Below are 12,922 nucleotides of genomic sequence, written 5' to 3'. Positions count from 1 at the left end.
ACTTCATGTCCGCAGGGGAGGAGACCATGGAGGAATACATCGCCCGGTGGGCCGAGGTCATCTGCGGGTGGGAGATCCGTGACCTTGCCGTCCAGGACGGCGGCACGATACCACGGATGTCATGCTCCTGCGCAATGCGGCTCCGGATTTGCAATTTTGCCGCAGCCTGGAGATGGGAGTAATCCCAATGTCAAATGACATCATCAGCCGGGTAAGCGCCATGTACGACATCAAAATTGAAGACGACCACATTGCGGATATCATCCAGGGGCGCCCAACCATCCTGCCGCAGGAGGTGCGGGAGGTGGTCTTCATGAAAGTGCGCAGTTACGCCTGCGACATATTGGATAAACTGCGTGAACTACAGGTTGATCTGCGCGCAAACCCTGCCATCTTTATTGGCGGCGGATCGATCCTGTTTAGGTCCTTTGTGGAGGAGTCGCCCTTGGTGGCACATGCGGATTTTGTGACAGATCCCAAGGCAAACGCCATCGGCTATGGGATGCTGGCCACTGCTCAGCTGCGGCGGATGACCCCGCAGAATCACGGAGGGGAGTTCTTTGCGCAGGGATGATAAATACCGATTTTCTCTCAGCTGGGGCAGGGATACTGCTGAGAAGATCGCTGTCGGGGATCTCCTTGAGAAATTAAAGAACCGCAAGAGCGATCTGATCGTCCAGGCAGTCTGGGAGTATATCGGGAATCATCCGGAAGTAATGGCGGAGAATGCTAAAATAGTGATTACCGTCCAGTCCACGCCAACGGACGAGCAGACCCTAGCAAAGATCCAGCAAATGATTGACGCCTCGGTAGAAAGGCTCAAGGACAGCATGAAGTTCCAGATCCAGCAGGAAAAGCAGGTGGAGCAAGCGGCTCCAACCGTACTTAATCAGCAGGATCTGGACGATATGCTCGACAATCTCACTATATTCGACCAGTAATTGTGGGCAGCCCTACGCTTTCAAACGGCGTGGGGCTGTTTTTTGTGGCAAAAATGATGGCGGAAAACGGGGAAAGAGGTGAAGACGAAATGGTCTTCCAGGAAGGCATCCTACTGCACCTTGACAAACAGGCGTGCCGCGCCTCATATCAGCAGCGGGTACGTTGCGTGTATGGAGAGCCGTACAAGCAGACCGGGCCATGATCCCGAACAGAGAAGGGAGGACAGGGGGGAGCCGGATGCTGTGTGCAGACAAGCTGTGGCGGCTTGGAGGCCATGACCCATACTCGTTGATCATGATACGTCGCTTTGGCCGTGATCCGAGCGGTAGCCAATCCGTCGCAGGTTGCGGGAAGTGCCAACAGCTCAGGGAGTAAGTCTCGCGGAGCGGCCTGGCCAACCGCCGCCCGCTGCTTTTCTTTTGACTTTTACAAAAAGGAGTTGAGGAAATGGAAAAGCAAGCGGTACCAATTTGGGAGAAGGCCAATTTGACGATTGAAGAGGCGGCTGCCTACTTTGGAATTGGGACAAATAAGTTGCGAGAGATAACCAGCAACCCGGACTGTGGATTTGTTATTTGGATAGGAACAAAAAGGCTGATTAAGCGAAAAAAGTTTGAAAAGTATTTGGAAGATGTCGATACATTGTAAGCAAACAAAAGGAGGTCTGGACATGGCTTGAGCCGTGGCCAGACTGTTTTGTTATATAGCAAACTGTAACTGGTGTACTGGTAATTTCCGTAAAAAATCTAATTAGATTAAATTCATTATGAAAAATGTGATGAAATCTCGCCAGAGTTACCGGAAATAGGTTGAATCTTGAAAAGTAGTATCTGATGTGGTAGAATAAAATGCTATATCAGATTCCTTTTCTCATGATAGAAGGGGAATTACTATGCCAAGCAAACGAAAAGACAGCAAAGGTAGAATCCTTAGAAATGGGGAGGTGCAAAGGCGAGACGGTATGTATATGTTCCGATATACCGATCCGGATGGAAAACGGAAAGCGGTATATAGTTGGAAACTGGTCAGTACTGATAAGGTTCCGGAGGGTAAGAAATGCGTGATGGCCCTTCGAGATATTGAAAGACAGATCCAGAGAGATCTTGAGGATGGTATACGTGCCGGTGAAGCAAACACAATAACTGTTAACGCGCTGTTCAAATCCTTCATGGACTTACGCACTGACCTCAAGGAAACCACAAGATGTAATTACATTTGCTTATACGACAAGCAGGTTCGGGATGAACTTGGCGGACGTAAAATTCGGAGTGTCAAGTTTTCTGACATTCAGAGATTGTATATGCATATGGTCCAAGATCTTGGCCTCAAGGCAAGTACGGTTCAAAGTGTCCATTCCATACTGTACCAAATGTTTGAGAGCGCTGTAATGGACAATCTTATTCGTGTGAATCCTGCAGCGAATGTTTTGAAAAGCTTGCGTAAGATGCTGCTGGTTGAACAGGAAAAGCGTCACGCTTTAACAGAAGAAGAACAGGCAAAATTGATTGAGTATGTTTATCAGTCGCGGATTTATTGTCGCCTCGGTACACTATTCACTGTTCTTCTTGGAACTGGTATGCGGATAGGTGAAGCACTTGGACTTAGATGGTGTGACTGCGATTTCGAAAAAAACTCATCAGTGTAAATCACACCCTATTATATAAGCAAAGCGAAAATGGGGGATATCGGTACCGAATCTCTGAGCCAAAGACAAAAGCGGGTCTAAGAGTTATCCCGATGCTATCAGAAGTGAAAGAAGCGCTTTTGGCTGAAAAGGCGAAGAGAAGAAACCCCAATTTAGAGCCCTTCTCTATTGGAGGATACACCGGTTTTATTTTCCTCAATAGTCATGGTAAGGTTTTTACTCCAGCGTATGTGTTCGATGCCATACAAAACATCACGAGTGCATTTAATAGGGAAGAGTACTTCAAAGCTGAGCAAGAAAACAGAGAACCGTGTTATTTGCCAAAGTTCAGTGCCCACATATTGCGCCACACTTTCTGCACAAGGTTCTGCGAAAATGAAAAAGATCTCAAGATAATCCAAGATGTGATGGGCCATAGAAATATTCGGACAACGATGGATGTCTATAATGAGGCAACCGAGTCCAGAAAGATCGCAAGTTTTCAAAGCCTGGAAGGCAAAATCAAGGTCATATAGGTTTACACCATTTTGCCGCAGCCAACACCATTTTGCACCAGGATTTACACCACTACACTGAAAAGTTATAGAAATCTGTAAGGGGTTATGTAAGCACAAAAAGCCTGGAACCCCTTGAAATAAAGGGGATAGAAGGTTATGGAAAGAAAGAGGTGTGCTTATGTACCTTAAAGCACTGGAGATCCAGGGATTCAAATCCTTCCCCGATAAGACGGTGCTCTCCTTCGGGGAGGACATCACCGCCATCGTGGGCCCCAACGGCAGCGGAAAATCGAATATCTCCGACGCTATCCGCTGGGTCATGGGGGAGCAGTCCACCAAAGCCCTCCGGGGGGGCAAGATGGAGGATGTGATCTTTGGCGGCACCGCTCTGCGTAAGCAGCAGGGATTTGCCGAGGTCTCCCTGGTTTTGGACAATGCCGATCATATCTTCCCCCTGGAGGAGAGCGAGGTCATGGTGACCCGCCGGTACTACCGCTCCGGGGAGAGCGAATATTATATCAACCGCCGCTCCGTCCGGCTGAAGGACGTGAACGAGCTGTTCATGGATACCGGCCTGGGCCGGGAGGGTTATTCCATCATCGGCCAGGGTCGCATCGATGAGATCCTGTCGGTGAAGAGCGGCGACCGCCGGGAGGTTTTTGAGGAGGCCGCCGGTATCTCCCGGTTCCGCCACCGGAAGGAGGAGGCTCAGCGCAAGCTGGAGCGTACCCAGGAGAACCTGGTGCGCATCACAGACAAGATCGATGAGCTGGAGCTCCAGGTGGAGCCCCTGCGGCTCCAGAGTGAAAAGGCAAAAAAATTCCTCATCCTCCGGGATGAGCTGAGAGGGCTGGAGATTTCCCTGTGGCTGGACCAGTTGGAAAGGCTGCGGGCGGGAGCCATCAAGACTCTGTCCGACTATGAAAATGCCTGCCGCCAAAAGGAGGAGGTCCGCCAGGCGGTGGAGGCCCTGTACGCCGCTGCCGAGGATATTTCAGCAAAAATGCGGGACAAGGATGTGGAGAGCGAGGGCGTCCGGTTCCAGATGATGCAGCGGGAGGCCGACGCCAACGGCTTGGAAAACGCCATTGCGGTCCTCCAGGCCAACATTCAGAACAACCTGGAGAACCGGGACCGGATCCAGCGGGAGCTGGAGCAGCAGGAGGGCCGGGCGGACTCCATCGCCGCCCAGATCACGGAGCGGCAGGCCCGGTTGGAGCTCATCGAGACAGACAGCGCCCGGCTGCGGAGTGACCTGGAGGCCCGCCAGGAGGAGGCCAGGCTGGCGTCCCAGTCGGTGGGCACCATCGCCCGGGAGCTGGAGGCCCTGCGGCAGAAGGAGGCGGTAGAGACCGCCTCCGCCGCCGATGCCAAGGCCCTGATCTCCGCCCTGGCCGCCGCCGCCCAGGAGGTGCTGGACCGGGACGAGGCTATGCGCCGGGAGCTGGCGGAGGGGGAGGAACGGCTGAAGGAGGCCCAGACCGCCCGGAGCCAGACCGCCCAGGCCCTGGACCAGGCCAGAGAGGACCGGGATTCCCTGCAAAACGTCATCAACGGCTATGGCCTGCGGCTGGAGAGCCGCCGCCGGAAGGCCAAGGAGGCGGAGGAGGCCCATGTCAAGCTCCAGATGGAGGAGAACGCCATCCGTTCCCGGATCCACATGCTCTCCGAGATGGAGAAGTTGTACGAGGGCTACTCCAAAGCTGTCAAGCTGGTGATGGGGGAGGCCAAGAAGGGCCAGCTCCGGGGGATCCACGGCCCGGTGGCCGGGCTCATCCAGGTGCCCGACGCCTATACCGTGGCCATCGAGATCGCCCTGGGGGGCGCCATGCAGCACATCGTGGTGGAGCGGGAGGAGGATGGCAAGGCCGCTATCCAGTACCTGAAGCGCCGGGATGGGGGCCGCAGCACCTTCCTGCCCCTGAGCTCCATCCGCCCCTCCGATTTCCGGGACCTGGGGGTGGAGCGGGAGCCCGGCTTTGTGGGCATGGGGGACAAGCTCATCCGCTTTGATCCCAAATATCAGAAGATTTTTTCCAATCTGCTGGGCCGCACGGTGGTGGCCCAGGATATGGATTCCGCCATTGCCATGGCTCGGGCCTATCACCACCGCTTTAAGATCGTCACCCTGGACGGCCAGGTCCTTAACCCCGGCGGATCCATGACCGGCGGCTCGGTCTCCCGTAGCGCGGGCATCCTCAGCCGGGCCAACGAGCTGGAGCGGCTCAACCAGCAGGCGGTGGGGGTAACGGAGCAGCTATCCGCCGCCGCCCGGGCTATGGAGGAGGCGAAGCGGGAGGCCGCCGCCGCCGCCTACGAGGTGGAGACCGCCCAGGCCCAGCAGCGTCAGCACGAGGATGCCATCCTCAAGCTGGAGGAGCGGCTGGCCCAACTGGAGGGACAGCTTCAGCGGGCCGCTCAGGAGCAGGCTGGTCAGAAAAAGGAACTGGAGGGGCTCCAGGCCAGAGCCGCCCAGATCGAGGCGGACACCCGGGCGGCCCGGGCCAGGGTGGAGGCCCTGGAGGGGGCCGCCGCCGCCCTCCGGGCGGAGGCCCAGGGCAAGGCCGCCGGTCAGAGCGACGCCCAGGAGAAGGCGGCCGCTCTGGGAGAGACCATTGCCGAGATGAATATGCGCCTGGCGGCCCTGGAGGCCGAGCGCCAGGCCACCCGGCAGTCCCTGACCGAACTGGAGGAGCTGCGCCGGGACCTCACCGGCGACCGGGCCCAGCGGGAGGATATGCTGGCCCAGTTCCAGGAGAAAAACGCCGGGCTGGAGGAGGAGATCCGGGAGAAGGAGCGGCAGCTCCAAACCATCCGCAGGGAGAACCAGGACCGGCAGGAGGATATCAGCCGCCTCAACCGGGAAAAGCTGGACCTGGAGGCTCAACGGAACCAGGCCGACCGGGATGCCCGGGACAAAAACGGCGCCCTGCTCAACCTGGAGCGGGAGGTCTCCGTGCTGGAACAGAAGAAGACCGCCGCCGCCCTGGAGGAGAAAAACCTGCTGGACAAGCTGTGGGAGACCTACGAGCTGTCCCACCAGGCGGCCATGGCCCAGCGGGTGGAGCTGGAGAGCGTTCCCAAGGCTCAGCGCCGGGTGGGAGAGCTGAAAAAGGCCATCTCCGGCCTGGGCAACATCAACCTGGACGCCATCGACGAGTTTGCCCGGGTCAACGAGCGGTACACCTATCTCACCGACCAGCGGGATGATGTGCAGAAATCCAAGGCGGAGTTGGAGGGTATCATCGCTGACATCACCGAAGAGATGCGCTCCATCTTTTCCGCTCAGTTCGCCATCCTCAACGAGGCCTTTCAGCAGACCTTTGTGGAGCTCTTCCGGGGGGGCAAGGCCACCCTGGAGCTGGAGGACCCGGAGGATATCCTCAACTGCGGCATCGAGATCAAGGTGCAGCCGCCGGGGAAGGCCCTGAAGGTGCTCTCCCTGCTCTCCGGCGGGGAGAAGGCCTTTGTAGCCATCGCCCTGTATTTCGCCATCCTGAAGGTACGGCCTACCCCATTCTGCGTCATGGACGAGATCGAGGCCGCCCTGGACGACGCCAACGTGGTGCGGTTTGCCCACTACATGCGTCAGATGGCCGACAAGACCCAGTTCATCGTCATCACCCACCGCCGGGGCACCATGGAGGAGGCCGACGTGCTGTATGGCGTCACCATGCAGGAGCAGGGCATCAGCCGGATGCTGACAATCAATTTGAACGACGTGGAAAAAGAGCTGAACATCAAGTGACGCCATACAGCACGTCGGACGACGACATCCGCCAAAGGCGGAGCGGCGCCTGCGCCGTCAAGCGTTTTGCCCGGCAGGCAAAACCTTGAAATCGACGGAATTCACTTCCGGCGATTTGAGTGAAATACGGGGTCCCCACACGGTGGAAGCCGTGTGGGGCGGAGGCCGATGTGCTGTATGGCGTCACCATGCAGGAACAGGGGGTCAGCCGGATGCTGACCATCAATCTGAATGATGTGGAAAGGGAACTGAACATCAAGTAAGACAGGTTGCAGCTCAGCGCACAGCCTGTGGTTTCCGCCCAACCCCGGCACAGCCCAGCGCAGCGGGTTTGCCGGGGAGAGGAGGCACAAGGGAGCGGGCTCGAAATACCCGCTGGCGGGTATTTCGAGCGGAGCGGACTTTGGGCCGACGAAGGAACAGGGGGTCAGCTGGATGCTGACCATCAACCTGAACGACGTGGAAAAGGAACTGAGCATTAAGTGAGGAGCGTTAAACATGGAACAGGCGTATAAGGCCCGCAGACTGATGGAGCGGATGTCCATAGTGGCGGCTCTGCTGATCTGTCTGGCCCTGATAACTCAATTTATCTGGCTGTTTGTGGCCGGGCTGGTGATCATCGCCGTGGCCATCGCCATCCTGCGCATCTGGTGGCGCTGCCCGGACTGCGGGGCCTTTTTGGGAGTCAGCAAGACGGACAAGTGTCCCAAATGCGGCCGTCCTATCGAATAAGAAAGGAATCTGAAACAAATGGGTTTTTTCGCAAAAATCAAGGCGGGGCTCACCCGCACCAAGGAGAACATCGGCCATTCCATTGAGCAGATCTTTGCCGGTGAGCTCAACGACGACTTTTACGACGAGCTGGAGGAGACCCTGATTCTGGGGGACATGGGGGTGGACACCACCCTCAAGGCGGTGGAGGAGCTCCGCCGCCGGGTGAAGGAGGAGAAGATCAAGGACATGGAGGCCGCCCGCCTCTGCCTGCGGCGGGTGCTCACCGATATGCTGCTGGTGGGGGAACCGGAGCTCCACCTTACCACCACCCCCTCGGTAGCCCTGTTTATCGGGGTGAATGGGGTGGGTAAGACCACCACCATCGGCAAGCTGGCCGCCAAGATGAAGGGGGAGGGCAAGCGGGTGCTCATGGCCGCCGCCGACACCTTCCGGGCTGCCGCCGCCGACCAGCTGGAGATCTGGAGCCAGCGGGCCGGGGTGGACCTGGTACGGCAGCACGAGGGGGCGGATCCTGCCGCCGTGGTTTTTGACGCCCTCAGCGCCGCCAAGGCCCGGAAAACCGACGTGATCCTCATCGATACTGCCGGCCGCCTCCACAACAAGCAGAACCTGATGAATGAGCTGAACAAAATCTCCCGGGTGGTGGACCGGGAGCTGCCCGGCTGTGACCGGGAGACCCTGCTGGTGCTGGACGCCACCACCGGCCAGAACGGCCTGATCCAGGCCAAGCAGTTCAAGGAGGCCGCCGGCATCACCGGTATCGTGCTCACCAAGCTGGACGGCTCGGCCAAGGGGGGCATCGTCATCGCCATCGCCCAGGAGCTCCAGGTGCCGGTGAAGTATATCGGCGTGGGAGAAGGGATCGACGACCTGATGCCCTTCGAGGCCCAGGCCTTTGTGGAGGCCCTGATTTGATTGCAGGGGCCTGTTGCGTTATTTTGCAACAGGCCCGCGGGAAGGAACCAAACCCACAGTAGGGGCCGATGTCCACATCGGCCCGCATTTGGAGGTTATTGATATGGCCAGAATAGACGGACGGGCCAACGATCAGCTGCGGCCCGTTGAGATCATTCCCAATTTCAACAAATTCGCCGAGGGCTCCTGCCTCATCCGCTGCGGCAACACCCAGGTGCTGTGCTGCGCCAGCGTGGAGGAGCGCACCCCGCCCCATGTCCCCGAGGGGGAGGGCTGGGTCACCGCGGAGTACTCCATGCTCCCCCGGGCAAACCGGGAGCGGTCCAAGCGGGACATCGCCAAGCTGAAGCTCTCTCCCCGTTCGGCGGAGATCCAGCGGCTGGTGGGCCGGTCTCTCCGGGCCTGCGTGGACATGAAGCAGCTGGGGGAGCGCACCATCACCGTGGACTGCGACGTGCTCCAGGGGGACGGCGGTACCCGCACCGCCAGCGTCACCGGCGGCTTTGTGGCTCTGAGCCTGGCCCTCCACAAGCTGGTGGAGGAGGGCGTGCTGGAGACCATGCCCCTCAAGACCTGCGTAGCCGCCATTTCCGCCGGTATCGTGGACGACCAGCTGCTGCTGGATCTGTGCTATGAGGAGGACTCCGCCGCTCAGGTGGATCTGAACTGTGTCATGACCGGGGAAGGGGAGCTGGTGGAGATTCAGGGTACCGGCGAGGGCCGGACCTTCACCATCGCCGAGCAGCAGGCCCTGGTGGACCTGTGCACCAAGGGGATCCGGAAAGTGCAGGCCATTCAGAAGGCCGTGCTGGGAGGTTGAAACGATGAAAATGGTATTGGCCAGCAAGAACGCCCATAAGCTGGTGGAGATGAAGGACATCCTCTCCCAGCTTGGGATAGAGGTGGTGCTGGAATCCGACGTAGGCGTGGACGTGGACGTGGAGGAGACGGGTACCACCTTTGAGGAAAACGCCTATCTGAAGGCCCAGGCGGTATGCCAGGCCTCCGGTCTGCCTGCCATCGCCGACGACTCCGGCCTGTGCGTGGACGCCCTCAACGGGGCCCCGGGGGTATATTCCGCCCGGTACGGCGGCCCCGGGCTGGACGACGTGGGCCGGTACAAGCTGCTGCTGGAGAACCTGCGGGGGCAGTTGGATCGGCGGGGCAAATTCGTCTCGGCCATCTGCTGCTGCTTCCCCAACGGGGACAGGGTGGAGGCCCGGGGGGAGTGCCCCGGCACCATTGCCTACGCCCCCAAGGGAGAGGGGGGCTTCGGCTACGACCCGGTGTTCTTCGTGCCCGGCTTGAAGAAGACCTTCGCCCAGCTGACGGCGGAGGAAAAGAACGCCATCTCCCACCGGGGCAACGCCCTGAAACAATTTAAAACAGAATTGGAGAACTATTTGCATGGAATTGACAAGTAAGCAGCGCTCCCAACTGCGGGGCCTGGCCAACAGCATCGACACCATCCTCCACGTGGGCAAGGAGGGCATCGGCGACAATCTGGTGAAGCAGGCCAACGACGCCCTGGAGGCCCGGGAGCTCATCAAGGGCAAGGTGCTGGAGAACAGCCTGCTCACCAGCCGGGAGGCGGCGGAGGAGCTGGCCCAAAAGACCCGCAGCGATGTGGTACAGGTCATCGGCACCAAGTTCGTGCTCTACCGGCCCACCCACAAGAAGGACAAAAAGGACAAGATCGTTCTGGTGGCGGACAAGAAGAAAAAATAAGCAAGGGGGTACTCCCATGAAGCTTGGTATTTACGGCGGAACCTTCAATCCCCCCCACCTGGGCCATCTGGCGGCGGCCCGGTTTGCTCTGGAGGCTTTGGGGCTGGACCAGCTGGTCTTTGTCCCGGCTGCCACCCCGCCCCACAAGAACCTGCCGACGGATAGTCCCAGTCCCCAGGACCGGGTGGCTATGATGGAGCTGGCTGCCGACAGCCTGCTGCTGCCCAAACAGGTAAGCGTCAGCGATATAGAACTGGCCAGAGCTGGAAAGAGCTATACCGCTGATACCGTGACCCAGTTCCACCAAAAGGATCCCAGGGCGGAGCTCTGGCTGCTGATGGGCACCGATATGTTCCTCACCCTCCAGAACTGGTGGGAGCCGGAGGTCATCACCCGCCTGGCGGGGATCTGTACCTTCGCACGGGCCCAGTCGGACAGCGTGGAGCAGCTGGAGCGCCAGGCCAACTATCTGGAACAGACCTTCGGGGCCCGCACCCGGGTGCTCCAGCTGCCTGAGATCGTGGAGGTGTCCTCCACCCAGCTGCGGGCCATGCTGGCCCGGGGGGAGGGGCAGGACTACCTGGCCCCGGCGGTGTACGGCTACATCCTTCGCCACGGGCTGTACGGCCTCCACCCCGATCTGAAGCATCTGCCCGACCGGGAGCTGCGGGCCTGTTCCTACTCCATGATCCGGGCCAAGCGGATCGCCCACGTCCGGGGCACCGAGGAGGAGGCGGTGCGGCTGGCCGCCCGCTGGGGCGCGGATCAGGAAAAGGCCCGCCGGGCAGGCATCCTCCACGACTGCACCAAGTATCTGGAGATGGAGGAACAGTTGCAATTATGCCGGAAATATGGTATCGTACTGGATGATTTAGAGCAGCAGGCCGTTAAGCTGCTCCATTCCAAGACCGGGGCGTGTGTGGCCCGGGACGTGTATGGGGTGAGCGACGACATCTATTGGGCCATCTTCTGGCACACCACCGGGAAGGCCGATATGACCCTGCTGGAAAAGATCCTCTACATCGCCGACTATATGGAGCCCAACCGGGATTTCCCCGGGGTGGAGCGGCTGCGGAAGCTGGCCTACGAGGATCTGGATCAGGCTGTGCTGGCGGGATGCGAGATGAGCATCCAGGAGATGGCGGACCGGAAGCTGCCCGTCCACTCCAACACGCTGCGGGCCAGGGATTGGCTGCGGAAGGAAACCACCGGAAAGGAACCGTGAGATGAACCCAGAAGAGAAAAAAACAAGCCGGGGCGGCGCCCGGCTCCAAAAGAAAGAAAAGACACCCAGAGCCCCCAGGCAAAAGAAACCTTCCAATCTGACGGCCAAGCAAAAGGCGCTGCGCGTTTTGTTCATCGTGCTCACCGTCATTGCCGCCATCGTCGTGGCCCTGTTCATCTTCTACAAGCTGACGGTGGTCAGGCCGGAGGTCCCCAACCTGGTGGAGCAGCCCGACCTCCAGCAGGGGGAGGAGTTTGAGACCACTGGGCCCAAGGTATACGGGGACCGTAAGGAAGACTTCTTTACCTTCCTGGTCATCGGTCGGGATACCGGCGGCGGGGGCAACACCGATACCCTGATGGTGGTGTCCTATGACATTCCCAACCAGCAGCTCAATGTACTGAACCTCCCCCGGGATACCATGGTCAACGTGCCCTGGGATGTGAAAAAGATCAACTCGGTATACAACTATGCGTCTTTGTATGACAAAGACGGGGTAGACTTCCTGAAGGAGGAGATTTCCTACCTCATTGGCTTCCAGCCCGACTTCACCGTGGTGGTGGAGTGGGAAGCCGTGGGAGAGCTGGTGGACGCCATTGGTCCGGTGGAGTTCGATGTGCCCTATGATATGAACTACGACGACGGTACCCAGGATCTCCACATCCACCTGGAGGCCGGCCTTCAGGAGATTGACGGCGACAAGGCCATGCAGCTGCTGCGGTGGCGGAAGAACAACAAAATCGTTAACGGACAGTTTGTGTCCTATGGTGGCTACGTCAACGGCGATTTGGGCCGCATCCAGACCCAACAGGACTTCATCAGCGCCGTCATCGACAAGTGCCTGTCCAGCCTCAGCGTGGACAAGCTGCCCGCCCTGGCCCAGATCTTCATGAACAATGTGGATACCAGGGGTACCCTCACCGTGGGCAACATCGCCTGGTTTGCCCAGGAGGCTATCCTGGGGGGGCTGAGCATGGAGAACGTCAACTTCATGACCCTTCCCGCCGAGGGTGTGTATGTCTACAGCCGGACGGTGGGCAACAACCAGTCCTATGTGGTCCCCATCCCCGACGAGACCCTGGAGATGATCAACACCTACTTCAACCCCTTTGAGGAGGATATCACCCTGGACCAGCTGGATCTGATGAGCGTAAACGACGACGGCACCCTGTCCTCCACCAGCGGCTATGTGGAGGATACCGCCGCCGCCGGATCTCAGCAGAGTAGCAGCAGCCAAAGCAAATCGGACAATACCTCTAATTCCACGGTCAGTACGCCCAAGCCCAGTGCTACTCCTAAGACCACGTCTACGCCCACGCCCAGCGCCACGCCCAAAGTCACGGCGACCCCTAGACCCACGGCAACGCCGAAAACTACGGCTACCCCCCAACCCAGCGCCACCGTGAAGCCCAGCGCCACCCCTACGCCCTCGGCCACGCCGGAGCCCGCGGCAACCCCTGAACCCACCCCGGCGGCTACGCCGGAGC

Annotated in this window: 14 protein-coding genes; all 14 read left to right on the top strand. The window is 59.0% G+C overall.

The genetic code is table 11. The features are described from left to right. The coding region (locus H6B51_RS13925; protein WP_204884254.1) for a hypothetical protein at nucleotides 1-182 on the top strand (182 nt) is incomplete at its 5' end. A 5-nt stretch (nucleotides 183-187) separates the two neighbouring features. Beyond that, nucleotides 188-574 carry an acetate and sugar kinases/Hsc70/actin family protein gene (locus H6B51_RS13920; protein WP_204884253.1) on the top strand — a complete coding sequence of 129 codons (387 nt, stop codon included), beginning with the start codon at nucleotides 188-190 and terminating at the stop codon, nucleotides 572-574. Continuing rightward, nucleotides 561-941, top strand: a complete 381-nt coding sequence (locus H6B51_RS13915) for a hypothetical protein (RefSeq protein WP_204884252.1) — start codon at nucleotides 561-563, stop codon at nucleotides 939-941. The genes H6B51_RS13920 and H6B51_RS13915 overlap by 14 nt, the downstream gene beginning before the upstream one ends. 448 nt (nucleotides 942-1,389) lie before the next feature. Then, nucleotides 1,390-1,590 (top strand): excisionase, encoded by a 201-nt coding sequence (locus tag H6B51_RS13910; RefSeq protein WP_087187674.1) that lies wholly within the window; start codon nucleotides 1,390-1,392, stop codon nucleotides 1,588-1,590. A gap of 244 nt (nucleotides 1,591-1,834) precedes the next feature. Further along, nucleotides 1,835-2,587 carry an integrase DNA-binding domain-containing protein gene (locus H6B51_RS18170; RefSeq protein WP_275967542.1) on the top strand — a complete coding sequence of 251 codons (753 nt, stop codon included), beginning with the start codon at nucleotides 1,835-1,837 and terminating at the stop codon, nucleotides 2,585-2,587. A gap of 92 nt (nucleotides 2,588-2,679) precedes the next feature. Continuing rightward, nucleotides 2,680-3,102 (top strand): tyrosine-type recombinase/integrase, encoded by a 423-nt coding sequence (locus tag H6B51_RS18165; protein WP_275967541.1) that lies wholly within the window; start codon nucleotides 2,680-2,682, stop codon nucleotides 3,100-3,102. A gap of 160 nt (nucleotides 3,103-3,262) precedes the next feature. Beyond that, nucleotides 3,263-6,832: a chromosome segregation protein SMC gene (smc, locus tag H6B51_RS13895; RefSeq protein ID WP_204884251.1), complete on the top strand. Its 3,570-nt coding sequence runs from the start codon at nucleotides 3,263-3,265 to the stop codon at nucleotides 6,830-6,832. Nucleotides 6,833-7,330: 498 nt separating this feature from the next. Further along, the gene (locus H6B51_RS13890) at nucleotides 7,331-7,564 is read left to right on the top strand and encodes a hypothetical protein (protein ID WP_204884250.1); all 234 of its coding nucleotides are present in this window, start codon (nucleotides 7,331-7,333) and stop codon (nucleotides 7,562-7,564) included. 18 nt (nucleotides 7,565-7,582) lie between these two features. Beyond that, nucleotides 7,583-8,482, top strand: coding sequence for a signal recognition particle-docking protein FtsY (ftsY, locus tag H6B51_RS13885; RefSeq protein WP_204884249.1), 900 nt, complete (start codon nucleotides 7,583-7,585; stop codon nucleotides 8,480-8,482). A gap of 103 nt (nucleotides 8,483-8,585) precedes the next feature. Further along, nucleotides 8,586-9,302 (top strand): ribonuclease PH, encoded by a 717-nt coding sequence (gene rph / locus H6B51_RS13880; RefSeq protein ID WP_204884248.1) that lies wholly within the window; start codon nucleotides 8,586-8,588, stop codon nucleotides 9,300-9,302. Nucleotides 9,303-9,306: 4 nt separating this feature from the next. Beyond that, on the top strand, nucleotides 9,307-9,906 hold the full coding sequence (locus tag H6B51_RS13875; protein ID WP_204884247.1) for an XTP/dITP diphosphatase: 600 nt from the start codon (nucleotides 9,307-9,309) through the stop codon (nucleotides 9,904-9,906). Continuing rightward, nucleotides 9,890-10,210 (top strand): ribosome assembly RNA-binding protein YhbY, encoded by a 321-nt coding sequence (gene yhbY, locus H6B51_RS13870; protein ID WP_204884246.1) that lies wholly within the window; start codon nucleotides 9,890-9,892, stop codon nucleotides 10,208-10,210. The genes H6B51_RS13875 and yhbY overlap by 17 nt, the downstream gene beginning before the upstream one ends. 16 nt (nucleotides 10,211-10,226) lie before the next feature. Continuing rightward, nucleotides 10,227-11,435, top strand: coding sequence for a nicotinate (nicotinamide) nucleotide adenylyltransferase (nadD, locus tag H6B51_RS18160; protein WP_204884245.1), 1,209 nt, complete (start codon nucleotides 10,227-10,229; stop codon nucleotides 11,433-11,435). 1 nt (nucleotide 11,436) lies between these two features. Next, nucleotides 11,437-12,922: LCP family protein (locus tag H6B51_RS13860; protein WP_204884244.1), on the top strand; the 1,486-nt coding region annotated here is incomplete at its 3' end.

Source organism: Pseudoflavonifractor phocaeensis, assembly GCF_016901955.1.
GTDB classification, from domain to species: domain Bacteria; phylum Bacillota; class Clostridia; order Oscillospirales; family Oscillospiraceae; genus Flavonifractor; species Flavonifractor phocaeensis_A.
This window is presented reverse-complemented; position numbering and strand designations above follow the sequence as displayed.

Excerpts from the sequence above, each read along its gene's own strand:
- ftsY (WP_204884249.1), top strand. The coding sequence starts at position 7,583 with ATGGGTTTTTTCGCAAAAATCAAGGCGGGGCTCACCCGCACCAAGGAG.
- smc (WP_204884251.1), top strand. The coding sequence starts at position 3,263 with ATGTACCTTAAAGCACTGGAGATCCAGGGATTCAAATCCTTCCCCGAT.
- H6B51_RS13890 (WP_204884250.1), top strand. The coding sequence starts at position 7,331 with ATGGAACAGGCGTATAAGGCCCGCAGACTGATGGAGCGGATGTCCATA.
- H6B51_RS13875 (WP_204884247.1), top strand. The coding sequence starts at position 9,307 with ATGAAAATGGTATTGGCCAGCAAGAACGCCCATAAGCTGGTGGAGATG.
- H6B51_RS13920 (WP_204884253.1), top strand. The coding sequence starts at position 188 with ATGTCAAATGACATCATCAGCCGGGTAAGCGCCATGTACGACATCAAA.
- H6B51_RS13910 (WP_087187674.1), top strand. The coding sequence starts at position 1,390 with ATGGAAAAGCAAGCGGTACCAATTTGGGAGAAGGCCAATTTGACGATT.
- H6B51_RS18170 (WP_275967542.1), top strand. The coding sequence starts at position 1,835 with ATGCCAAGCAAACGAAAAGACAGCAAAGGTAGAATCCTTAGAAATGGG.
- nadD (WP_204884245.1), top strand. The coding sequence starts at position 10,227 with ATGAAGCTTGGTATTTACGGCGGAACCTTCAATCCCCCCCACCTGGGC.
- rph (WP_204884248.1), top strand. The coding sequence starts at position 8,586 with ATGGCCAGAATAGACGGACGGGCCAACGATCAGCTGCGGCCCGTTGAG.
- yhbY (WP_204884246.1), top strand. The coding sequence starts at position 9,890 with ATGGAATTGACAAGTAAGCAGCGCTCCCAACTGCGGGGCCTGGCCAAC.
- H6B51_RS18165 (WP_275967541.1), top strand. The coding sequence starts at position 2,680 with ATGCTATCAGAAGTGAAAGAAGCGCTTTTGGCTGAAAAGGCGAAGAGA.